This window comes from Nitrosococcus oceani ATCC 19707, from assembly GCF_000012805.1.
Classification (GTDB): domain Bacteria; phylum Pseudomonadota; class Gammaproteobacteria; order Nitrosococcales; family Nitrosococcaceae; genus Nitrosococcus; species Nitrosococcus oceani.
In genome coordinates, this window is record NC_007484.1 from 210417 (window position 1) to 232829 (window position 22413).

17 protein-coding genes, 1 tRNA gene and 2 pseudogenes are annotated in these 22413 nt (G+C 50.6%); 12 read left to right on the forward strand and 8 right to left on the reverse strand.

Going from position 1 to position 22413, the window contains the following annotated elements; all coding sequences use genetic code 11:
* Positions 1-6 precede the first annotated feature (6 nt).
* The 3 genes from NOC_RS01190 to NOC_RS01200 all read left to right on the forward strand — a co-directional run bounded on the left by NOC_RS01190 (position 7) and on the right by NOC_RS01200 (position 3575).
* Positions 7-819, forward strand: a complete 813-nt coding sequence (locus NOC_RS01190) for a phosphodiesterase (RefSeq protein WP_002814129.1) — start codon at positions 7-9, stop codon at positions 817-819.
* An 80-nt stretch (positions 820-899) separates the two neighbouring features.
* On the forward strand, positions 900-1310 hold the full coding sequence (locus NOC_RS01195) for an NUDIX hydrolase (RefSeq protein ID WP_002812965.1): 411 nt from the start codon (positions 900-902) through the stop codon (positions 1308-1310).
* Positions 1311-1709: 399 nt separating this feature from the next.
* A complete protein-coding gene (locus NOC_RS01200; protein WP_002814228.1) occupies positions 1710-3575 on the forward strand; it encodes a sulfatase-like hydrolase/transferase in 1866 nt (621 codons plus the stop codon).
* A gap of 99 nt (positions 3576-3674) precedes the next feature.
* Here NOC_RS01200 and NOC_RS17190 read toward each other — a convergent pair whose 3' ends face one another.
* Entirely contained in the window at positions 3675-4103 is a 429-nt protein-coding gene (locus NOC_RS17190) for a hypothetical protein (protein WP_147094557.1), read from the reverse strand.
* 78 nt (positions 4104-4181) lie between these two features.
* Here NOC_RS17190 and NOC_RS01205 point away from each other — a divergent pair, with 78 nt between their 5' ends.
* Positions 4182-4619: a hypothetical protein gene (locus tag NOC_RS01205; RefSeq protein WP_147094556.1), complete on the forward strand. Its 438-nt coding sequence runs from the start codon at positions 4182-4184 to the stop codon at positions 4617-4619.
* A 103-nt stretch (positions 4620-4722) separates the two neighbouring features.
* Complete coding sequence (locus NOC_RS01210; protein WP_011330259.1) at positions 4723-5046, forward strand: hypothetical protein; 324 nt, start codon at positions 4723-4725, stop codon at positions 5044-5046.
* Here NOC_RS01210 and NOC_RS01215 read toward each other — a convergent pair.
* The 3 genes and pseudogenes from NOC_RS01215 to NOC_RS16575 all read right to left on the reverse strand — a co-directional run.
* Positions 5018-5353: pseudogene (locus NOC_RS01215) on the reverse strand (transposase); the annotation flags it as partial. The gene NOC_RS01210 and the pseudogene NOC_RS01215 sit on opposite strands and share 29 nt — an antisense overlap.
* Positions 5354-5455: 102 nt before the next feature.
* Positions 5456-5647 carry a hypothetical protein gene (locus NOC_RS18035; RefSeq protein WP_002813169.1) on the reverse strand — a complete coding sequence of 64 codons (192 nt, stop codon included), beginning with the start codon at positions 5645-5647 and terminating at the stop codon, positions 5456-5458.
* Positions 5565-5801: an IS630 transposase-related protein gene (locus tag NOC_RS16575; RefSeq protein ID WP_306420278.1), complete on the reverse strand. Its 237-nt coding sequence runs from the start codon at positions 5799-5801 to the stop codon at positions 5565-5567. The genes NOC_RS18035 and NOC_RS16575 overlap by 83 nt, the downstream gene beginning before the upstream one ends.
* 200 nt (positions 5802-6001) lie before the next feature.
* On the opposite strand from NOC_RS16575, the gene NOC_RS01220 reads away from it, so the two are divergent.
* From NOC_RS01220 to NOC_RS16580, 5 genes and pseudogenes are all read left to right on the forward strand, one after another.
* Positions 6002-6078 (forward strand) — tRNA-Arg (locus tag NOC_RS01220).
* 442 nt (positions 6079-6520) lie between these two features.
* A complete protein-coding gene (locus NOC_RS01225) occupies positions 6521-7165 on the forward strand; it encodes a TetR/AcrR family transcriptional regulator (RefSeq protein WP_002812775.1) in 645 nt (214 codons plus the stop codon).
* An 81-nt stretch (positions 7166-7246) separates the two neighbouring features.
* On the forward strand, positions 7247-8344 hold the full coding sequence (locus NOC_RS01230) for an efflux RND transporter periplasmic adaptor subunit (RefSeq protein ID WP_002812833.1): 1098 nt from the start codon (positions 7247-7249) through the stop codon (positions 8342-8344).
* Entirely contained in the window at positions 8341-11427 is a 3087-nt protein-coding gene (locus NOC_RS01235) for an efflux RND transporter permease subunit (protein ID WP_002812430.1), read from the forward strand. The genes NOC_RS01230 and NOC_RS01235 overlap by 4 nt, the downstream gene beginning before the upstream one ends.
* A gap of 557 nt (positions 11428-11984) precedes the next feature.
* Positions 11985-12776, forward strand: a pseudogene (locus tag NOC_RS16580) (transposase).
* A 144-nt stretch (positions 12777-12920) separates the two neighbouring features.
* Here NOC_RS16580 and cueR read toward each other — a convergent pair.
* From cueR to NOC_RS01260, 4 genes are all read right to left on the reverse strand, one after another.
* The gene (gene cueR, locus NOC_RS01245) at positions 12921-13328 is read right to left on the reverse strand and encodes a Cu(I)-responsive transcriptional regulator (RefSeq protein ID WP_002812239.1); all 408 of its coding nucleotides are present in this window, start codon (positions 13326-13328) and stop codon (positions 12921-12923) included.
* Between the two features lie 21 nt (positions 13329-13349).
* The gene (locus NOC_RS01250) at positions 13350-13556 is read right to left on the reverse strand and encodes a heavy-metal-associated domain-containing protein (protein WP_002812422.1); all 207 of its coding nucleotides are present in this window, start codon (positions 13554-13556) and stop codon (positions 13350-13352) included.
* An 11-nt stretch (positions 13557-13567) separates the two neighbouring features.
* A complete protein-coding gene (locus NOC_RS01255; RefSeq protein ID WP_002813751.1) occupies positions 13568-16039 on the reverse strand; it encodes a heavy metal translocating P-type ATPase in 2472 nt (823 codons plus the stop codon).
* Between the two features lie 493 nt (positions 16040-16532).
* Complete coding sequence (locus NOC_RS01260; RefSeq protein ID WP_002812743.1) at positions 16533-17804, reverse strand: GAF domain-containing SpoIIE family protein phosphatase; 1272 nt, start codon at positions 17802-17804, stop codon at positions 16533-16535.
* Between the two features lie 434 nt (positions 17805-18238).
* Between NOC_RS01260 and NOC_RS01265 the strand changes: the two genes are divergently transcribed.
* Both NOC_RS01265 and prlC read left to right on the forward strand, forming a co-directional pair.
* A complete protein-coding gene (locus NOC_RS01265; protein WP_002813399.1) occupies positions 18239-20293 on the forward strand; it encodes a PAS domain S-box protein in 2055 nt (684 codons plus the stop codon).
* Positions 20294-20365: 72 nt separating this feature from the next.
* On the forward strand, positions 20366-22405 hold the full coding sequence (prlC, locus tag NOC_RS01270) for an oligopeptidase A (protein WP_011330260.1): 2040 nt from the start codon (positions 20366-20368) through the stop codon (positions 22403-22405).
* Positions 22406-22413: the final 8 nt, after the last annotated feature.

The window sequence follows — 22413 nt, forward strand, 5'->3', positions numbered from 1 at the left end:
AAAACAATGACATCGCTGCCTCATCTGAAAATCGCGAATGATCGCAGCGAATTTATTAATGTGCTGCAGTTAACGGATTCCCATTTGCTGGCGGATTCGGAGGCTTTTTTATGGAACGATTTAAATACTCGTAGGTCGTTGGTGGCAGTTCTTAACCATATTCAGCAACAGGGGCTGCTGGGAGACCTGATGGTGATCAGTGGCGATATTGCCGAAAAAGCTGAACCGGAAGCGTATTATTGGCTGCTGGAGCGTTGCCAAGAACTAGGGCTGCCGGTCTATTGTCTTCCCGGAAATCATGACGATCCAGTGCTTATGGATGAGATTCTAAATGGGATGAACGTTAGCACCGAGTCTTTAGTGACACTCAAAAACTGGCAGCTTATTTTTCTCAATTCTGTTGTTACTCAGCGAAGCCATGGACATTTAAGCAAAGGACAATTGGGGTTTCTTAACCGTAGTCTAGCCGATAGTCTAGATTTGAATACGCTAATTTTCCTTCACCATCCTCCCGTAGCCCTAGGAAGTCCTTGGATGGATGCCATGGGAGTGGATAACGCAGCAGATTTTTTTGCAGTACTGGATTTGTACCCCCAGGTGCGGGGTGTTGCCTGGGGCCATGCCCATCAAGAATTTCATACCGAGCGCCAAGGGGTTCAATTATTGGGTAGTCCTTCTACCTGCGTCCAATTTGTTCCTGGCAGTGAGCATTTTCAACTGGACCAGCGAGGACCGGGTTATCGTTGGTTGATATTATTGCCCGGTGGTCAAATTGAGACTCGGGTTTATTATGTGGATTGCCCCCCTCCTGCTCGATAGGCGGTGACTGCCGCAGTCTGGGCTTTTCTGGGTTCGGGGGAGCAGAATTCAAAGCAAGTAGAAGAAGATTTTGCTGAAGGATGTCTAAGCCAACCTTTTTTGTAGTTGCTGTAGCTGTGTTTCTGGTTCACGATAACCGTTTTCTTGCTTTGCGCCGCAGTACTTCCAAGGCTGTAGCGCCAGGGGCATGGGAGGTGATTTCAGGCAAAGTCGAGCGGGGCGAATTACCCCATGAAACCGCCCGGCGGGAAACCTATGAGGAAACAGGGATAACGGTTGCTTTGGATGAGCGGCCTGTCACCACCTATCAGGCTGATTATGGCATGGCTCCTATGATAGTGTTGGTCTACCGTGGAAAAAGGCTAGCAGGGGAGGCTTCTCTTTCCAGCGAGCATGAGGCCATGGCTTGGGTAACCGAGGATGAATTTGCTCAATTGTGCCTCTATGGGGAACTCGTGGAGGCAGCCCGGTGGGCCCTTAAGGTGCCCTGATGAAAGTTTAGTGGCGAATTTATCTTTCAAAAAAGAGCGCTGTTTTCCCTTAGAAAGGATTCCGCCGGCAGATCACGCAGCTGCCAGCCTTAAGTCTGAACTGTTTCCTCCAACCACGCCCGTATCTGCCCTCCATTCGCTTTATCCATAAACTTTATATGGTTTGGTCTAATCCCCAGCGGTTCCCTAGCCATATGCTTATTTCCCTGGCAGCGTTTTCACCACCGCTTAAAGATCCTCTCTGAAACTGAAGACTGCATCGCACTAATCCTTGAGATCGATCCTGACGGGCTTCGGTAATCTTCATATCTATATATACCCTTAACAAGGCACACTTTTATTTTTATCGACTATATAAATATAGTCGATAAAAATAAAAGTGTGCTTCCCGAGGGGGAAATGATGGCAAAAAGCAATAATCTATCGCGCCGGCAATTTCTGAAAACGACCGGTGCCGTGGCGATGGCTAGCAGCGTAGCTGGTTTCAGTGATGTGCTGGCGGTGCGAGACTGGTCGCATCCAGGCCGCGGCCTCCGGGGGCGACCCAATATCCTGTTGATGCTGGTCGACGAGATGCGTTACCCGCCAGTGTTCGAAGGGTTGGGTGCTCAACAGTTTCGTCAAACCTATCTTAAGACCCAGAATGCTTTGCGTGCGAGCGGCGTCGAGTTTCATCGTCACTACGCCGCTGCCACCGCCTGCGCGCCCAGTCGCGCTTCGATCTTCACCGGACACTATCCGTCGCTGCATGGTGTAACTCAGACTACTGGTGCCGCCAAGGAAGAAAATGACCCAGACGTGTTCTGGCTCGACCCTGCCAGTGTTCCCACCATGGGCGATTATTTCCAGGCCGGTGGCTATCGCACGTTCTACAAGGGCAAGTGGCATGTGTCCAATGCTGATTTGCAGATTCCAGGCACGCATGATCAGCTTCTTAGCTATGACGACCAGGGCAATCCTGACCCCGGCAAGCAGCAACTATACCTTGAAGCCGACCGGCTAGCAGATTATGGTTTTGAGGGCTGGATCGGACCTGAGCCTCATGGTAAAGCGCCGCTTAATACCGGTTCTAGCCCAGCCCAAGGCCAAGGCCGGGATGTTGGTTTTGCTACCCAGGTGGTTAATTTGATTCAGCAACTCGGCACCGAACGCCACAGCGCCCCGTGGTTGACCGTAGCCTCCTTGGTGAACCCCCACGACATCGCCCTGTGGGGTTACGTCGCGCGCCATACGGGGCTGTTCAACTTCACAGTGGAGGATATTGTTCCCGCGTTTACCGAGCTGTTCGACCCAGTGATGTTTGCACAAACGCTCGCTGACGACTTAACTACCAAACCATCCTGCCAGCAGAGTTATCAAGAGTCATACAACGAATGGATGCAGGGAGTGCCACCGCATGACTATTTCCGGTTTTACTATCAGCTTCACAAGAATGTTGATGACGAACTGTACAAGCTCTATCAGGCCTTGCAGCAATCCCCCTTTTATGACAATACGATCGTGATCTTCACTTCCGATCATGGCGATCTGCTTGGCGCCCATCGCTATATGCACCAAAAGTGGTACCAAGCCTACGATGAAGCGGTGCGCGTCCCATTGATCATCTCCAATCCACACTTGTTCCCAGAGCCGCGTTCCATTGACAGCGTCACCAGCCACGTGGATCTGCTGCCGACCCTGCTGAGCCTTGCCCGGCTCAAGCAGGCCAGGCTGCGCCGCAAGGTTGCCAAAGGCCACAGCGATCCGGTGCCCCTAGTCGGGCGCAATCTCAGACGGCTAGTACTTGGCCGTAATCGCCGGCCAGTCGCTGATCCCGTCTATTTCATGACCGATGACGATATGAGCCGCGGTCTCGATCAGGAAAACTTTATCGGTATCGCCTACGGGTCGGTGATTCAACCGAGTCACGTGGAGACCGTCATCGTAGAGATCGACGGCGAGGTCTGGAAGTACAGTCGCTACTTCGATAACAAACAATTCTGGAGCGATCCGAGCCAGCCCAAGGATGTCGTGACCCAAGTAGAGAATAAGCTCATTGACCCGCCGGCCGGCACCTACGATGTTAATGCGACCCAGAGCTTCAAATACGAGCCAGAGCCTGATGAGTACGAAATGTACAATGTTACCCAGGATCCGATGGAACTCGATAATTTGTACGGCAATCTCGTCTATGCGGCGATGCAGACCCACTTGGCAACACTGCTAGACCAGCAGCGCGCTCAAAAGCGTCTTACACCGATCAGCGGCGTCGTTCCAGGTCAGTAAAGCAGTAAAAATCAGCAATACGATGAAGTTGCAGCCGAGAAACTTTGGAGTAGCTTTGCAGGGCCAATACAAGGCGGGGAAGAGTAACAAAGATGCGAGTTAAGGTATATTGGCGGCTGCCGAGTTAGACGAGGTAAAGCCTGAGGCTTTATGGGCGCAAACGATGAATTCGTCCGCCATATCCCAGTTGACAGCTTTTACGGCGCAGAGTGTTGCTAAGCAAGTTGTTGGAGAACTCACGTCGTGGGGCATGGCATCTCTAGGCTTTCCGGGCACTGATGGCACCGCCAAACTTGAAAGCCTGCTTAAAAAGTGGCCGCGGAGCTGGCTACCATCGAATAGAACATCGCTGATCTGGACTGTATTGATAATGCGACCGAAGCCCAGAACGCGGTCGCCCGCATTCAGGGCACCTGGAACACCTACCAGCTCATGGTTCAGGCCAGCTACATTGATCCGATCACTCAGACCAGTTAGCAGAACTATGTGCGTGGCGTTGGCGACAATTCGCTGACCGCCGATCTGCAACTGGTTTCCGATGATTTCACTGGGCAGAACAGCGGCCAGTCCATTCTAGCAAGCTGTGAGACGGCCGCCGATGTCAAGGTGCCGAAAAAGGACACTTTGGACGACCGGCCTGCCTGGGAATTTTCCACCAGCCTGATCGAGTATTATGCCGATACCGAGATTGTCGGCGTAGCCATGTTGGCCGACGATTTTCACCTACAGGTCATCAGCACTGGCTGGCCGAAGATAACGCCGCAGGCGATACCACTACTGATAATCTGCCGGTTGTGGAGTGCGGCAACCCGCCTGCCAATTTGTCACGCACGGGCGCCTGTGCCTCCGCCGCCGATTATTACACCCACTACCGGCAGAACGTTGTCGCCGTCCTCGACTATGGCGGGGCACCCTATTCCACCGATCACAGTTACTGCTGAACGGCTGAGGTTTGCTCTGGGTGGTCGACCTCGGTACGGTAAAAACCGGTATATAGCTAACCGTGTCAAGGGGTTATACAGTAAGAGAGCAATGGGGTTATGATGAACGGTTTACCGCCAAGTAAAGGTTCATTGCCCATGATGGCTACTCACTTACTGAAATGTGAACTTAAGCGTTTTTTGCCCTAGCATCAAGCCCGTATCGAGTGTTTAGCGCAATTGATCGTGGCGATGGTTCCAGTGCGGACGGTGAATTTAACGCACTGGCCTTAGCTTTTGATGCGCTAGTGCAGCGGGAATTGGTTTATCAACGGGTGAAGCGCTTTTTTCATCACCATGTTTTTGAAACCGACTTAGCGGCGGTACGGGTGACGAGTTGGGTGGATTTGGGCGAGCGGTGGGTGCTGTGCTTGGATCGGACCCTCTGGCAGTTGGGGCACACGCCGATTAATGTATTGGTCCTGTCAGTGGCCTATGCTGAGGTGTCCGTGCCGCTACAGCTCATCCTAAATAAGATGATTCAATTTTAAAGAGTTTAGCAATAGAAGACAGAGTTTGTTTCTTTATGGCTTTTGTGTGTGCTCCTTTTTGTTCAATGGGGTTAAGGTCTGGGGAATAGGGCGGTAGATAAAGCACTGTGTGGGCTGCTTTTCGGAGAATAGCTTGCGTATCCTGACGTTGATGGAGCGTGGCATTATCCATGACACTAACGGATTGTGGCGGTAGTTTTGGCAGTAAATCCTGCGCTACCCATGCGGTAAAAATATCGGCATTAATATTCGTAGGGAACAGCCCGATGGTGAGCACAATTTTGCCAATCAAAGCGCCGATGGCATTCGTTCGGCCCTTTGCATGCCACCGTCACAAAGTCCGTAACAGCGTGCTCCAACCGGCGCATAGCCGTGTGTAGGCGGCCTATTATGGGCAAATCCACGCTCATCAAAGTAGACAATCGGGCGGCATTGTTGCTCCTACCATGTCATGATCCTCTGGAAGGTGCACCGTGCGCCTTCGCATCCCTTTGGGTGCATCAAGCTTTTTTTTATAGCTAACGCCCAGACAGCGCAGAGCATGGTTGATTCCCTGAACACGCACACCAAAACGGCTGCGCTCGCTCGTATTGATACGCATCCGGATTGTCCCGAACATCACTAGCCAGTGCGTCCATATCGAGCTTTGTCGCTGGTTTATTTCGGCTCGGTTTAGGCTCAGGCCCTTTTAGCCAACGTGTAACGCTCGCTACGCCCACACAAAACCCAGACGCCACCTCGGCAATGGTCATCATGGCAAACTCTTAGGAAAACGCTTTGTTTTGGTATCGTACTGAGAGAAATCATACTGTTTCCTTGGAGAGGGTGCGTACCTGATTGATTGTTATTCGCTAGGAGAGGCGTATGTAAACACTGGTTGCCGAATGGATCTCGCTATTAGATTGCTTATTGAATTTTTTTTTAAATTCCGCATAATAGGCGTTTCTGCTTTTGTGCGCCCGTAGCTCAGTTGGATAGAGTACCTGGCTACGAACTAGGGGGTCGGGAGTTCGAATCTCTCCGGGCGCGCCATATAAATCAATGGCTTATGGTTCCTTTATATCAAGTCAACTTTATTTTTAGCAAAAAAGCTAAAAGTTACCTCCACTTTCCAAATCGCTAGACGCTAGAGTCAGATTGTTTGAGCGAAACTTTTAAGCAGGCTGAGTCACGCTGCAGTTTCAGCAAGTGAAACCCGTACAAAGGCATCATGCTGAGCGGTTACTCGTTCAAAGGTGTGCCAATGCCTACCTTAACCCCATTAAAATGGCTTGGACAAAAGCTAAATATTTCCTCCAAAAAGTCCAGGCGCGAACCAAATCAGGAAATGCTATAAGTACCTTGTAGCGGCGAATATGGCAATGATAAGATAAAAAATCAGAACTTTATGCAGCACTACATGTCTTTAAATTACTGACCGGTCGATTGGTAAATTACTATCTATGAAAGGCGTATCCAACCATAGGAAGGCACTATGATTAAGCGATCGGCAAGCCGTGATCAGGATACCCAAACATCTGGCCAAGGGCGGGAAGCTATTCTTTCCGCGGCCAAGATCCAGTTTGCGGAGCAAGGCTATCATGGCACCACCCTTAGTCTAATTGCGGCCCATGCTAAGGTGTGTAAAGCTAATATTTTTCATCATTTTGGATCTAAAGAGGGGCTTTATCTGGCCGTTCTTAAGGATTACTGCGAGCAGCTAAGTCCTCTTCGTGGCGGCAGGTCGATTTCGGCGCCGACTTGTCGAGAGCAGCTGCGGCAGTTTGCCCAAATTCACCTTGAGAATATGTTCAACGAGCCGGGCGCCGTGCAGCTTTTCCTCCGTGAGCTACTGGCCCAGGACTCTCACCGAAAGGAAATGCTTGCCAAGGGTGTGTTGGAGGGTAATTTTGCCCGGCTAGTTCAGATGGTTCGCGAGGGGCAGGCCGCGGGGGAAATCCGCTCTACTATTGATCCGGCGGTTTTAGCGGTAGCGTTATTGGGAGCAGATGTTTTTTTCTTCATGGCGCGGGATGTGTTCCAGCATTTTCGGGATGTTAGTTTTGCTGAGGGAGTAGAAGACTACAGCAAGGCTTTGAGCGAAATTTTGCTAACGGGATGTTTGGTTGAACGGGATTGAAGATCGGACATAAGCAAATAATATGATTCGGATAAGCTTATTCTTGCGAAAATCCGGGGGCTAAGGAGTAAGGGATAGCCAATGTTGAAGCGTCTTATAGTGGTACTGTTGGCCTTGGGTTTATTCTTCGGTGGTATCTTCGGCTGGAAATATCATCAGCAACAACAGCAAGCTGCCCAGGCGGCCATGCCGCCCCCGCCGGCTACCGTAGCCGCTGCGAAGGCCCGCCCAGAATCCTGGCGCACTTCTTTACATGCGGTGGGTAGCTTGGTAGCTACCCAGGGTGTTTATGTGACTAATGAGATTGCCGGGCTTATCGAAGCAATTAACTTCGAATCTGGAGAGCGGATTAAAAAAAACAAATTGTTACTGCAGCTTGAGGATAGTGTCGATAAAGCAGAACTTGAAGGTCTGCTGGCGGAACAGAAATTGGCGGAGCTGCAATTCCAGCGCAATGCCCGTTTGCTGAAAAAGAAAATGGTATCCCGTTCTATCTATGATGAGAGCCAGGCCCAGCTAGAAAACGCCCAAGCCATGGTAGCGGCCAAGCGGGCCTTGATACAAAAAAAGCAGATCCGGGCCCCTTTTTCTGGCTTATTGGGAATCCGCCAGGTCGATCTGGGTGAGTATTTAGCACCAGGTTCTCCTATTGTGCTCTTGCAGGCGCTCGATCCTATCTACGTGGATTATTCTCTGCCCGAGCGTTATTTTTCCTTGCTTGCTCAAGGTCAAACAGTTCTTATTACAGTCCAGGCTTATCCTGCTCAGCATTTTAAAGGCCGCATCACGGCGATTAATCCGGGAATTGACCCGAACAGCCGCAATGTCCAAGTGCGGGCTACTTTTGACAATCCAGAGCTTCATCTACGGCCGGGGATGTTTGCCGAAGTGCGAGCAGTATTACCGGAGAAAAAACAAGTCTTGACGGTGCCCCAAACAGCCATTACCTATAATCCCTATGGCGATATGGTGTTCATCATCCAGAAAGAAAACGGTGGCCTGGTGGTTCAGCAACAACCGGTGCGAACAGGGAAGGTGCGCCAGGGCCAGGTTGAGATTATCAAAGGATTGCAGGCCGGCGATTGGGTGGTCAGCGCGGGTCAAATGAAATTACATAGCGGTCAGCAAATTCGGATTAGCGAGCAAGAAGTACTGGATGGGCAGGTAGACGGCACATGAAATTTACCGATCTCTTTGTTCGTCGCCCGGTGCTGGCCAGCGTGGTGAGCTTGCTAATTCTACTGATTGGGATGCGCTCTTTAACTCTACTGGAGGTGCGGCAGTATCCTGAGACCGAGAATACAGTGGTGACGGTGTCTACCGCTTATCCGGGGGCCAGCAGTGAATTGATTAACGGCTTTATTACCACCCCCTTGCAACAGGCAATTGCCGAGGCGGAAGGCATAGATTATCTAGTAGCGACTAGCACCCAGGGCCACTCGATCATCGAAGCCCACATGGTGTTGAACTATGATTCCAATGCCGCAGTTGCCGAAATTCAAGCTAAGGTCGCCAGTCAGCGCAACGTACTGCCCGAAGAAGCCGAGAACCCGGTCATCGACTCTACCACGGGCGATTCTACTGCATTGATGTACATGGCCTTCTATAGCGAGGCGATGTCACCGGCCCAAATCACGGACTATCTGCTGCGGGTGGTACGGCCCAAGCTCCAGGCCGTGCCGGGTGTATCCAAGGCGCAGCTTATTGGTAATAAAACCTTTGCCATGCGTATCTGGCTCGATCCGCGCAGGATGGCGGCCTTGGGGGTGACAGCTAACGATGTGAGAGAAGTCCTGCTGGAAAATAATTATCTTGCCAGCGTGGGGCACACCAAAGGGGCCTACGTCGCTGTTGATCTTAGTGCGACTACGGATATTAGCCGGGAGGAAGATTTCCTAAATCTGGTGGTGCGGGAAGCCGATGGCGCCCTGGTACGTCTGCGGGATGTCGCCGAACCCCAACTCGGCGCCGAAGACTACGATTCCAGTAATTGGTATAACGGAAAGCCGGCCATCTTTATTGGCATTGAGCAGGCGCCAGGCGCCAATCCGCTAGATATTGCCGGGCACCTCCATGATCTGATGCCGGAGATACGCCGCCAACTCCCCTCCGGAGTGGACGGTTATATTGTCTATGATGCCAGCGCCTATATCGAGGATGCGATCCGGGAGGTATTCCGCACCCTCGCGGAAGCGGTGCTGGTTGTGCTTGTAGTGATTTTTCTGTTTCTTGGCTCCCTGCGAGCGGCGCTAGTACCTGCTATTGCCGTTCCTCTATCCTTGATTGGTGGGGCTTTTTTGATGCTGGTTTTAGGATTCTCCTTGAACTTACTCACCTTGCTGGCCATGGTATTGGCCATTGGGTTGGTGGTCGATGACGCCATCATCGTGGTGGAAAATATCCACCGGCATCTGGAGCATGGGGAGTCCCGTTTTCAGGCTGCAATCCACGGCGCTAGGGAATTGGGACTGCCTATTATTGCCATGACGACGACCCTGGTAGCCGTTTATGCGCCCATTGGTTTTATGGGCGGTCTGGTGGGAACCCTTTTCACTGAATTTGCTTTCACGCTAGCGAGCGCAGTGTTGGTATCGGGGGTGGTAGCGCTCACCCTCTCTCCCATGCTTTCTTCTAAGATGTTAAGACCAGTGAGCGAAGCAGGCCGCTTTGAGCAGTGGGTGGAACGCTTCTTTACCCGCCTTGCTGGATACTATCTGCGCCTCTTGCGTTACGCGCTGGAGAGTCTACCCGTTGTCATTGTCTTTGCGGGAGCCATACTGTGTAGTATTTATTTTATGTATGTAACCAGCCAAAATGAATTAGCGCCCACCGAAGATCAAAGTATTTTGTTTTTTCAGGCCACTGCACCCCAGACTGCCACTATTGATTACGATGAGGCCTATTCCCGCCAAATTATCGATATCTTCGAGTCCTTCCCGGAATATCATGAGAGTTTTCTGCTGCTTGGCCAAGGCGGCGATCCCAGTACTGTTTTTGGTGGTTTCAAGATGCCCGTGCCTTCCCAGAGGGAGCGCTCCCAGATGGAGATCCAGCCTGAGATGCAGCAAAAGTTGCAAGGGATTGCAGGATTTCAAATCGCGGTTTTCCCCCGACCTAGTTTGCCTGGCTCCGGCGGTGGTCTGCCGCTTCAATTCGTGATCACCTCGGCTGCGGATTTTTCCCGTTTGGATCAGATTGCCGAAGAGCTGATTAGACAATCCATGGCAAGCGGCAAGTTTGCTTTTCTGCAAAAATCCGTCAAATTTTCTCGCCCTAAGACTACCCTTAAAATTAACCGGGATCTGGCGGGGGATCTTGGCATCCGTATGAAAGACATTGGGCAGAATTTGGGGATCATGCTAGGGGGCGGCTATATCAACTGGTTCAACTTAGAAGGACGCAGCTATAAGGTGATTCCGCAAGTGGACCGCCGTTATCGTCTCGATCAGGAAATGCTGGAAAATTACTATATTCGCACTGGTGCGGGCGAGCTCATTCCCCTGGCGACGCTGATTTCCTTTGAGGAAACAGTGGAGCCGAGCAAGCGAGTCCAGTTTCAACAGCTTAATTCATTGACCGTTCAGGGCGTGATGGCTCCGGGGGTAGCGGTGGGCGAGGCGTTGGCTTACCTGGAGGATAAGGCCCGGGAGATTTTTCCTTCCGCTTTTAGCTGGGATTACGCGGGGGAGTCCCGCCAGTATACCCAGCAGGGCAGTGCCTTGATGGTGACTTTCTTTTTCTCCCTGCTGGTGATCTACCTTGTTTTGGCAGCACAATTTGAGAGCTGGCGTGACCCGGTTATTATTTTGATGTCTGTTCCTATGTCTATTGCTGGGGCACTGGTGTTTCTTACCTTGGGTTTTGCGACTGTCAATATCTATACCCAAGTGGGGCTGATCACGCTGATTGGTCTAATTGCTAAAAACGGCATCCTCATCGTGGAGTTCGCTAATCAACTGCAATTGCAGGAGGGGCTTGATAAACAAGCGGCGGTAGAGAAGGCCTCCAGCATCCGGTTACGCCCCATTCTAATGACAACGGTTTCCATGATAGTGGCGATGGTTCCCCTGCTAATGGCAAGCGGTCCTGGCGCGGTGAGTCGTTTCGATATCGGGTTGGTGGTGGCCAGCGGTTTGGGGATTGGGACTTTGTTTACCCTGTTCGTGGTTCCGGCGGTGTATTTGCTAGTGGCCGGTGACCATAGGGAAGAAAAGGAGGCAGTCCAAGAGCCCATGGAACAGGAGTCCGGCTTTAAAGCCTAGCTTAAAAGGGCGCGGTCTTTACTTATTGGGCTCTAAGTACCCAGAGAAGCCGTAGAGGGATATTTTGCTAAAATTATAACCCTGTTTCTCAGTAATGTTGCTAGACTTTTCAAACCAGAGATACAAAGACTAAATTAAAAAGATTATCACGTAATTCATCGAAAAACTTTGTCCGAAACTTTGGCTTCGCGCGCAGAAACTGAATGTGAAACAACTGTAAATGTTCAAGCACCAAATTTCGAAATAGCAGGGGATAAATGGGAACAAAAAATTTGCTGTTCCGCAAAGAAAAGAAGAGATTGAAGTATTGTGGGTGCTTTTACCGAAAGATGTCGGTACTTATATTATAGTGGTTTCTATCAACACGAGTCGTGGGCTAACCCATGATAGGCTAGGAATTACGATAACTAATATTTATTCTAGCTCTTGATGCTTTTTCGGCACAAATTCTAGTTTATATGTAACCTGAGTTCTGGATAAGTGGGGAGTGTCTCCTGGGCAAGGAATCTGGAAAACTCCAGGTGATGATGAGAGAAAACAACCAGGCGACAGCTGCGATGAGCTTAGAGGCTTTATTTTGTGATGTCGATGATTTTTGCCAAGTCTTTTTACCCCCATGAGGGAAGGAGAACTGCTGGCTTGCGGAGAGTGGAAGCAGCGGTGCTGTGCAGGCCTGTTGGTCAGTGAAATCATGACGGTGGTGATCTACTTTCATCACTCTCACTACCGGCATTTCAAGGGTTATTATCTGGGCTATGTCAGGTGCCATCTCAAAGAGGCTTTTCCCAGGCTAGTCAGCTATCAACGCTTTGTGGCCCCGATCCCTTCAGTGTTGATTCCCCTGGGTGCTTATCTCCAGCAGCGTAAGGGCCGAGCCACGGGTGTGGCCTTTATGGACTCGCCTCAGGTATTCAAAAAAATCGCCGGGCGGGGGAAAACTTCCAGGGGCTGGTTTTACGGCTTTAAACTGCATCGGCTGATCAATGACTGGGGCGAGTTGCTCGCTTTCCACCTCACCCCCGGCCTCTCAGGTAAGCTCTTTGGCGATAATGGCTACATTTCAAAACACTTATTCCAGGCCCTTTTTGAGAAGGGCCTCCAGCTGATAACCCCCCCTTCGCAAAAATAGGCATAATCAGTTCTTGCCTCTGTTCGATAAACTCTTGCTGCGCGGGCGCTCTCTTAGTGAGACCATTAATGATCAACTCAAAGATATTTCCCCAATTGAACACAGCCGCCATCGCAGCATCAACCTGGTTGCTGGGCTCATCGCCTACACCTTTCAGCCGCTTAAGCCCTCACTTAACCTGACTAACCATCCATTTATCCTCTTGGATAAGCCCAGGTAGTTATTCAGAACTGAGGTTAAGCCACTTGGCCCTTGCGCCTCATCCACCGCTGTGCTTCGCAACTCGGCTAGGGGGGCGCTTACCCTCCATGGAGAACTCTAAGGCGGGAATTGTTGATTAACCACGATCCCGCTGGGGCAGCCTTTAGGGAGGAGGGAGATTGGACTGCGCTAGATCCTCCAGAATGGGGCAATCAGGCCGTTGGCCGCCTTGGCAGCGGTCGATGAGTTGAGTAAGCGTGGTCCGCATGGCAGTAAGCTCGGCAATTTTGTTATTGATGTCAACCACCCGTTGCTTGGTGAGACGTTTAACTTCGGCACTAGCCCGGTTTTTATCTTGATACAGCGACAGCAAATTACGGCATTCCTCAACGCTGAAGCCGAGACCGCGAGCCCGCCTGATAAACTGGAGGATCCGAACGGTTCCTTGATCGTAACGCCGATAACCATTGCTCCCTCGTTGCGGAGGATAAACTAGGCCAATGCTTTCATAATAACGGATAGTTTTGGCCGGTAACCCAGATTGGGTCGCGGCCTCACTAATGCTCATCATGATTTTTATCCTCGGTAGTTTTTAAAACACCGGCCCTTCGTAATCAAAGCCAGCGTTTTCCACAGCTTGAGCGACCAAATTATCGTCCTCAATCCCAGTAACGGTCACGTGGTTGTTTTCCAAATCTACCTTGACAGTTGCAGCAGGCGCTACTGCATTAATCGCCTTTTCTACGGATTGGACACAGCCCCCGCAAGTCATGCCTTCTACTTTGTAAGTTTTTTCCATGGTCGTTTTCCTTAAAAAGATGAAATAATTGATTGACTCCCTGGCCGCCAGCGCCGTAATAGTAACGAATTCGAAACTACGCTCACCGAAGACAAGGCCATTGCCGCTCCTGCTACCACCGGGCTTAGCATCCCGGAGGCCGCCAAAGGAATAGCAATGACATTATAAATAAAGGCCCAGAAGAGATTTTGGCGAATTTTGCCGTAGGTTGCCCGGGAAATAGACAAGGCTTCCGCCACCAAAGTGGGGTTGCCGCCCATCAGGGTGATCCCGGCGGCCTCCATGGCTACATCGGTACCGGTACCCATGGCCATCCCCACATCCGCTGCGGCTAGAGCCGGGGCATCGTTGACCCCGTCGCCAATCATGGCCACATGGCAACCCTTGGCCCGTAATGCCTGAATATGCGCTGCCTTATCTTCAGGCAAAACTTCGGCAATCACTTGGTCGATGCCCACTTTATCGGCTACCACTTGAGCAACGCGAGGGTTATCCCCGGTAAGCATCATTGTGGTTAAGCCCCGCGCTCGTAATGCGGCTACCGCTTGTGGCGCGGTATTTTTGATGGGATCGGTGACGGCCAGCACGCCCAGTAATTGGGCTGCCGAGTCGATTTCCGCCACCCACATTAGGGTATGGCCGCTTTCTTCAAGTATTTGGGCACGGGCCGACAAAGAGGTGAAGTCCACCTGGTATTCCCGCATTAGACGGAGGTTACCTACTATTAGAGTCCGCTTCTGGACTTGAGCGCGGAGACCTCGTCCAGGAAGGCTGCGGAAATTTCGGGGCGGCTGGAGGGGAAGCCCCTGTGCTTTAGCCAGCGCTGCTTTGGCTAGGGGGTGTTCGCTGCCCTGTTGGGCGGAAGCTACCCATTGCAGCAATGTTTCCTCGGAAATGTTGACCGCAAGTATCTCGGTGACAGCCGGTTGGCCCTCGGTGAGTGTTCCCGTTTTGTCAAACACGACCGTATTGCTATCTTGGGCCCGTTCCAGTGCCACTGCATCCCGGATTAGAATACCATAACGAGCGGCAACGCCTGTTCCTACCATTAGGGCGGTGGGGGTGGCGAGGCCCAGGGCGCAGGGACAGGCAATGACAAGTACCGAGACGGCTGCTATAAAGGCGGTATCAGCCGATCCCGCTAACCACCACCAGCCGGCAAAGGTTAGGAGAGCCAATGTAACTACTACCGGGACAAAAATATGGGCCACCCGGTCCACTAGTTTTTGTACTGGGGCCTTGCTGGCTTGGGCATCTTCCACCAGGCGGATGATACGCGCCAGCGTCGATTCAGTACCTACGGTAGTAGCGCGGACGCGTAGCAGCCCTTCCCCGTTGACCGAACCGCCGGTAATGGTTTCCCCTTCTCCCCGGGATACTGGCAGACTCTCACCGGTGATGAGAGACTCATCCAATTGGCTGTGGCCTTCCAGGATAACGCCGTCAACAGGCACCCGTTCTCCTGCCCGCACCAAGACGATGTCGTTTTCCGCGACCTGCTCAATGGGAACTTCAAGTATTTTTTCTCCCTGCTCTATTCGGGCAACTGTGGGTTGGAGGGCCATTAGGGCGCGGATCGCCGAGGCCGCGCTTCTTTTTGCCCGTCCTTCAAGCCGTTTACCGAGCAGGATTAGAGTTATGACCATGGCCGAGGCCTCAAAATACAGATCGCTGCCCGCGCCAGGCATGAGGGTATTCCAGGTGCTAAGTCCCCAAGCTGCGGAGGTGCCGAGGATAACCAGCACATCCATGTTGGCGCTACCACCGCGCAATGATCGGTAAGCGCCCGTATAAAAGCGACGGCCGACCCAAAACTGGACTGGTGTAGCCAGCAGAAATTGAATCCCAGCAGGCAAGTCGGCATGGATACCGAAAGGCATGAGCAGCATGGGCAAAGCCAAGGGTAAGGTAAGGAGTATGGCAAGGAGTAAGTGGTTCCATTCGTGCTGCTCCTCAGCTATTTTCTCAGCCTCATCCTGGTTCCCCTTTTCCGCCCGGTTGGACAGGAGGGTCGCGGTAAAGCCAGCCTGCTGAGCCGTCGCAATGACGGCAGCGGGAGGCAGTACCCCTGCCGGTGCTTTTAACAGCGCTCGCTCAGTTGCTAGGTTAACGGTTACTTTGCTGACTCCGGCTAGCCGAGAGAATACCTTTTCCAACCGGGCTGAACAGGTAGCGCAGGTCATTCCTCCGATACGGAATTCCATCCCTTCCAGGGGCACGCTAAAGCCTGCTTGAGTAATAGCTTGGTAGAACCGCTGGGGAGAGGTCTGTTGCGGATTAAAGGCAATCTTAGCTTGCTCCGATGCCAAGTTGACCTGGGATTTTACTACCCCAGGGACTTTGTTGAGCACCCGCTCCAGCCGCGTTGAGCAAGTAGCGCAGGTCATGCCCTTGATGGGCAAGACAAGTGTTTGTGCCGCTTCCTTAGAGGGGACTGCGGAGAACGATTCTTTATCCGTAGTCAAGCGTGATATTTCCAACATGGCCTACCGCTTCCTTTTTAGCTGGGTTTAGACTGGATATTTTTAAGTATAAGAGCTTAACTCTCCGCCTTCCAGTTACTGGAAGGTCAAGGGGCGGTTAATTGGATACTCTATCCTTGACATAAGCAGCAAACTTATGGGCCATGTGCCATGGCGATCCTGTTATTTCGAAATGGCTTTTTAGAGTCTAACTCAGGATTTTATCGGCACAATAAGACCGCCTAGCGTAAGTTAGCCGAGATTCACTGGAAAGTGTGGGAAATTCACATTAGTGATGAGGGCTTTTTTACAGATTCCACCTTGGCATGTTGATTATCCTAGGCTTAAAGGGGCGTTGCAGCCTATTCGACCCTCTGATGTGGCCCAGGGAGCGGGCCGTTTTTTTTACCCAATGAATATTTTACCGGTATTTATCCCTTGGATCCTTTCCGTTTCGGGTTTTATATAGAAAAACCATCTAAATAGATGGGGATAAATTAAATGACGATTAACTTTAATTTTTTTTGATGAGCAATGCTGTAAGATCATCAGCTTGGGGAACTCCTTGAGTATATGCGAGGAGTTCACTGTAGATCTGTTGAATGATATTAGCTGCGGGAAGCGTTGGGTAGTTTTTGACAATTTTGCAAATCCGCTCTACTCCAAACGGTTTCCCCTCTGGGTTTACCCACTCAAAAAAACCATCGGTAAATGTAATAAGCATATCTCCTTGATTGAAGCATAGCCGATCCCATCCTTCATAAGTGATATTAGGAATTATTCCAATGGGCGGGCCATGGGTGGGCAATTTTTGTATTTGGTTATCTTTTGCTTGAAATAATAAAATTGGGCCATGCCCTGCGGAAGTAAAAACGAGTTCTTGGTTATGGGGCGACAACAAAGCAAAAAATACTGTTACAAATCTGTCATCTGGAATATCTTCTGATAACAAACGATTGACGAGCGTAGCAACCTGTTGAATTTCCGGCAGGAAAGCAAAAGCCGCTCTTTGCAGTGCGTGGCATTGCGCGGCAACTAGCGCAGGGCCGATACCATGCCCCGTTACATCGGCGATAGTTAACATTAAGCGGCCGTCAATTAATTGGTGATAATCAAAAAAATCACCTCCAGTTTCTTCTGCCGGCTGATTCCAAGCAGCAATATCAAAGCCCTCCACTGCTGGTGGTTGCTTAGGTAGAAGATGTTGTTGGATCTGCCGGGCAATATTTATATCATGCTGAAGCCTTTGTTTTTCTACGAATTGTTCCAGAAGAAATTGCCTTTCCAAGGCCACTCCGCATTGTGCGCTCAAGGTTCTAAGTAATATCTCATCCCATTGATTAAATTCTCCGCTGCATTTATTCAGTATTTGTAATACCCCGATTGGAGTTTGATCATGGGTGGTCAGTGGACAAGAAAGTATATTATGCGTTTTAAATTTAGTTTCATCATCAACAGCGGGATTGAACCGAGGATCTTTATAGGCATCGGAGACTTTTATGATGTGGTTATTATGGAAACACTCTCCTGCAATTCCTTGCCTAGCTGGAAAGCGAATTTTTTCTGGCCGGGAAGCTACGTAGCTATATAATTCATTGGAGTCATGATCAAAGACAAATACGGTGGCTCGCTCGCAGGCGAAAATCTTTAATGCCGCGTGCTCAATTTGAGCTAGTAGTTTTTGTAGATCCGTGATGATTGCGAGCTGTCGGGAAATTTCTAGCAAGCGCAGCAAGTCTGTAGCTGGAATATCGTTTCGTTTCCCCTCTAGTAGAGAAGTATTCACAATGACGGGAATAGCTCCATTTTTTAGGACAATCAGTATTATACTTTGGCCTCTTTCAGGGGCCGCTAGTTGAGCCCTGCCGTTGAGATATTAATTAGCAGTGAAAAGATATATATGATTTTTTTCTTTTGTGAAAAATATTACCTCTTTCTGCCCAACGGCATATAAAAATAATAATATATGATATTTTGTATAGACTATTAGAAGAGGCATTTGTAAGGGTAGCTTTTTTAGAAAATAAGCACAGCAGAAACGTTACTTGAACAAGCCATCTCCCTTAAGGAAAGTTTTTGAGGGGCGGTTGGAGAAGATGGAAAGGCTATTGAGCTCTATGGGCGTTAGCGGAGAATGCTCTAAAGAAATAGGCAGATCGGGGGTTATGATAGCTGTTGAGTCGCGTTGGCCGAATAATTTGATCAGTGTGTCTATAAGTAATGAATAAGCGAGAAATTGATCCTGCCCGTGCCGAATTGGAGTTAGAGCGCGAGTTGACTAAAGAAAAATCTGTCGAACAATCATTACCCCAGCAGATCGTTAGTCTGAAAGAACGCTTATTCCAACAGGCAGTTGAGTTGAAGAAGGTCAAGGCAACTCTTAAAGAAAGCGAAGAACGCTTTAACCAGGTTGCCGCCATGACGGGGGAGTGGATCTGGGAGCAGGATGATAAGGGCCACTATACTTATAGCAGTATCAGTGTGGATGCTGTTCTAGGTTATCCTTGGCAGGCGCTGATCGGACGCTGTTACGATGAATTTATCCCCATCGAGGAGCAGGAGAAACTACGCTCAAAAATGCGCCAAGGTGTTGAGACAGGACAAGGTTTTCAGCATTTAATTCGCCGCTACCGACATCGGGATGGCCATCTTGTTTTTACCGAATCAACGGCAATGCCTGTCTTTGATGAGCAAAATAGTTTGCTCAAATGGCGTGGCATTGATCGGGATATCACTGCCACCCGGCGGGCCGATGAGCTGGTATTCATGCTCTCCCGGGCGTTGGAACAAAGCCCCAATGCCATCCTGATTACTGATCTTAAGGGTAATATCGAATACGTAAATACCTCTTTTACGCGATTAACGGGTTACGAGGCCAAGGAAGTAATCGGTAAAAATCCGAGCCTGCTACAGTCCGGGAAAACCCCTCTTGAGCAATACCGGCGATTATGGGAAACCATTCGCGCGGGTCGTGAATGGCGGGATGAAATTCAGGATCGGAAAAAAAGTGGCGAACTCTATTGGGCCTTGGAGACAATTACGGCACTTCGTGACGGAGAGGGCAACCCTACCCATTTTTTGGCGATTCAGGAAGACATTACCGAGCGGAAGCGGGTTGAGGCGGCCTTGCGGGAGAGTGAGGCCCAAACCAGGTTAATCATCGAGAATGCCTTGGATGCCATTGTTCTGATCAGTGCCAACGATTCAATCACCGATTGGAATCCTCAGGCTGAAAAAATTTTTGGCTGGAAGCGCGAGGAAGTATTGGGATTGTCATTAGCGGAAACCATCATTCCTCCCCGCCACCGGGAAGCCCACTGGCAGGGGTTGCGGCGATTTTTAAACACAGGCAAGGGGCCCATTTTGGGTAAGCGGGTTGAATTGAGCGCCTTGCATCGAGATGGGCATGAGTTTCCGGTTGAGTTGACTGTGCTGCCTCTAAAAGTAAGGAATAGCTATGTATTCAGTGGCTTCCTGCGCGATCTTACCCAGCAAAAAGAAACGGAAGAAGCCATTCGGCAAGCGCGCGTGAAGTTGGCAGTAGCCCAAAATGAAATGCGGATCGCCCAACAGATCCAAGAATCATTATTTCCTCCCGCCCCGCTGGTGCTGCCGACGGTAAAAATTATGGGCTACTGTCTCCCTGCCACCCATGTGGGTGGGGATTATTTTGACTACTTTCAGTGGCGGGATAAAACCATTGACATTGTGATTGCCGATGTCTCGGGGCATTCTGTAGGGCCGGCGTTATTGATGGCTGAGGCGCGGAGTGCATTAAAGTCGCAATTTCATTTACATAGAACGGTGGTGGAGACGCTATCTAGTCTCAATGAGACGCTCTACGAAGATTTGGACCGGGCCGATCTCTTCATCACCCTCTGTTATTTGCGTTACGATATGGTGACGCGCCAATTAACCTATGCTAATGCTGGCCACCTTCCGCCGTTGTTATTTCGTCAAGGGCAGCGCTGCAGGCAACTGGATGCGGATGGGCTGGTGCTCGGCGTGAATAGAGAGGTGATTTTCGAAACGCGTTCTGAGAGCTTGCAGCCGGGGGATATGCTTTTTCTCTACACCGATGGCATCATTGAAGCCGAGAATAAAAAAGGCGATTTTTTTGGAATTGAGCGCCTCTGTGATTTGCTTAATGAGCACCATCAAGCGGGATCGGAGCCTCAGGAGATTATCACGAACATCATTGAACGGCTGCAAGCTTTTCGTCATAGAAAAACCTTTGAGGACGATGTCACCATGGTGGTGGTGAAAGTATTGTAAGTAGTCGTTTTTACTAGGAACTCCGTTTGGTAAGGTTTAGAAAATATTTTAGCTTTATATATTGGGGTCGAGATGAGTAATCCACTTCTTGAATTTGCGGGCCTACCTCCATTTTCGAAAATTCAGCCAGCCCATGTGGAGCCTGCGATTGATTGTCTGCTGGCAGAAGGGCGGGCCTTGATTGAACAACTGCTTACTCGCCATACTGTCTACACTTGGGATAATCTAGCTCAGCCGCTAGAAGACTTGCGGGAGCATCTTGACCGAGTGTGGTCTCCTGTGTCCCATATGAATGCGGTGGTTAATAGCGATGGATTACGGCGGGCTTACAATGCCTGTTTGCCTAAACTTAGCGAGTTTGCCACTGAACTCGGGCAAAACGAAAACTTGTACCGGGCCTTTCAATCGATTGCTGAAGGCGACGAGTATCCGAGCCTGAATGTTCCCCAGAAAAAAATTATTGTCAATGCCCTGCGCGATTTTCGGCTTTCAGGAGTGACTCTGCCATCGGAAAAGAAAGCTCGCTTTAAAGCCATCCAGCAGCAGTTAGCCAGTTTAAACGCCAAATTTGAGGAAAATCTGCTGGATTCGACCCAAGCTTGGCGTAAGCACCTTGCGGATGAGACAATCCTGGCGGGACTACCCGAGGGAGCACGGGCCCAAGCGCGCCAAGCAGCGGAACAAGCGGGCCTGGAGGGTTGGTTGTTGACCTTGGAAGCACCTTCCTATGTTGCGGTCACGACCTACGCCGATGACCGGGAACTACGGGAAGAAATTTACACCGCCTTTGTCACTCGCGGTTCGGATCAGGGCCCCCATGGAGGGCGCTGGGATAATACTCAAGTCATGGAGGAAATCTTGGCCTTGCGCCATGAAGCGGCACAGTTGCTTGGTTTTGCCAATCATGCTGAATGCTCCCTAGCTACCAAAATGGCCGGAAATCCGCAGCAAGTATTAGATTTTCTTAATGATCTAGCCGTCCGCTCCAAACGAGTGGCCGAGCAGGATTTAGCTGAGGTCCGATCCTTTGCCCAGGCACACTATGGTATTGAGGATCTCCAGGCGTGGGATGTGGCGTATTATGGAGAAAAATTGCGGCAGCACAAATATGCCATTTCCCAGGAGGAACTCAAGCCTTATTTCCCCGTCTGGCGGGTGCTGGAAGGGCTATTTACTATCGTGAATCGACTCTATGGCCTGGAAATTCAGGAACGAAAGGATGTGGATACTTGGCATCCCCAGGTGCGTTTTTTCGATATTTTCGATGACAGTGGCGAACTGCGCGGGCAGTTCTATCTGGATCTCTATGCGCGCAGCAACAAGCGAGGGGGAGCATGGATGGCCGATTGTCTGTCCCGCAAGCGCCAGGGAAGTCAATTACAAATTCCAGTGGCCTATTTGACTTGTAACTTGACACCACCGGTAGATGATAAGCCAGCCCTGTTCACCCATAATGAGGTGATCACGTTGTTTCACGAGTTTGGCCACGGTTTACATCACTTGCTCACCAAAATTGATTATCCCAGCGTGGCGGGAATTAGCGGTGTGTTCTGGGATGCAGTGGAATTGCCTAGCCAGTTTATGGAGAATTGGTGCTGGCAACAAGAAGCGTTGGCCCTCATTGCCTGCCATTTTGAAACCCACGAACCTCTCCCGGAAAAATTATTTGAGCGCATGCTAGCGGCCAAGAATTTCCTCTCGGGGATGATGATAGTGCGCCAGCTTGAGTTTGCCTTGTTCGATTTTCGCCTGCACTTGGAGTATGACCCCGCGAAGGGCGCCCGGGTTGATGAGCTGCTGCAGGAGGCGCGAGAGCAGGTTGCCGTTGTCAAGCCGCCGTCCTTTAACCGTTTCGCCCATAGCTTCAGTCATATCTTCGCCGGTGGTTATGCCGCTGGTTACTATAGTTACAAGTGGGCCGAGGTGCTATCAGCAGATGCCTTTTCCCGGTTTGAGGAAGAAGGTATTTTTGATCGGCAGGCAGGCAGGGCTTTCATGAGCAGCATCTTGGAGCAGGGAGGCAGCCGTGATCCCCTGGAACTATTTATCGAATTTCGGGGCCGAGAGCCCGTCATTGACGCCTTGCTCCGCCACAGTGGCATTGCCGCCTGAGCTTTGAA

Excerpts from the sequence above, each read along its gene's own strand:
- NOC_RS01225 (WP_002812775.1), top strand. The coding sequence starts at position 6,521 with ATGATTAAGCGATCGGCAAGCCGTGATCAGGATACCCAAACATCTGGC.
- NOC_RS18035 (WP_002813169.1), bottom strand. The coding sequence starts at position 5,647 with ATGCGTATCAATACGAGCGAGCGCAGCCGTTTTGGTGTGCGTGTTCAG.
- NOC_RS01265 (WP_002813399.1), top strand. The coding sequence starts at position 18,239 with ATGAATAAGCGAGAAATTGATCCTGCCCGTGCCGAATTGGAGTTAGAG.
- NOC_RS01195 (WP_002812965.1), top strand. The coding sequence starts at position 900 with ATGTCTAAGCCAACCTTTTTTGTAGTTGCTGTAGCTGTGTTTCTGGTT.
- NOC_RS01230 (WP_002812833.1), top strand. The coding sequence starts at position 7,247 with ATGTTGAAGCGTCTTATAGTGGTACTGTTGGCCTTGGGTTTATTCTTC.
- NOC_RS01250 (WP_002812422.1), bottom strand. The coding sequence starts at position 13,556 with ATGGAAAAAACTTACAAAGTAGAAGGCATGACTTGCGGGGGCTGTGTC.
- cueR (WP_002812239.1), bottom strand. The coding sequence starts at position 13,328 with ATGATGAGCATTAGTGAGGCCGCGACCCAATCTGGGTTACCGGCCAAA.
- prlC (WP_011330260.1), top strand. The coding sequence starts at position 20,366 with ATGAGTAATCCACTTCTTGAATTTGCGGGCCTACCTCCATTTTCGAAA.
- NOC_RS01235 (WP_002812430.1), top strand. The coding sequence starts at position 8,341 with ATGAAATTTACCGATCTCTTTGTTCGTCGCCCGGTGCTGGCCAGCGTG.
- NOC_RS01200 (WP_002814228.1), top strand. The coding sequence starts at position 1,710 with ATGATGGCAAAAAGCAATAATCTATCGCGCCGGCAATTTCTGAAAACG.
- NOC_RS01190 (WP_002814129.1), top strand. The coding sequence starts at position 7 with ATGACATCGCTGCCTCATCTGAAAATCGCGAATGATCGCAGCGAATTT.
- NOC_RS01255 (WP_002813751.1), bottom strand. The coding sequence starts at position 16,039 with ATGTTGGAAATATCACGCTTGACTACGGATAAAGAATCGTTCTCCGCA.
- NOC_RS16575 (WP_306420278.1), bottom strand. The coding sequence starts at position 5,801 with ATGATGACCATTGCCGAGGTGGCGTCTGGGTTTTGTGTGGGCGTAGCG.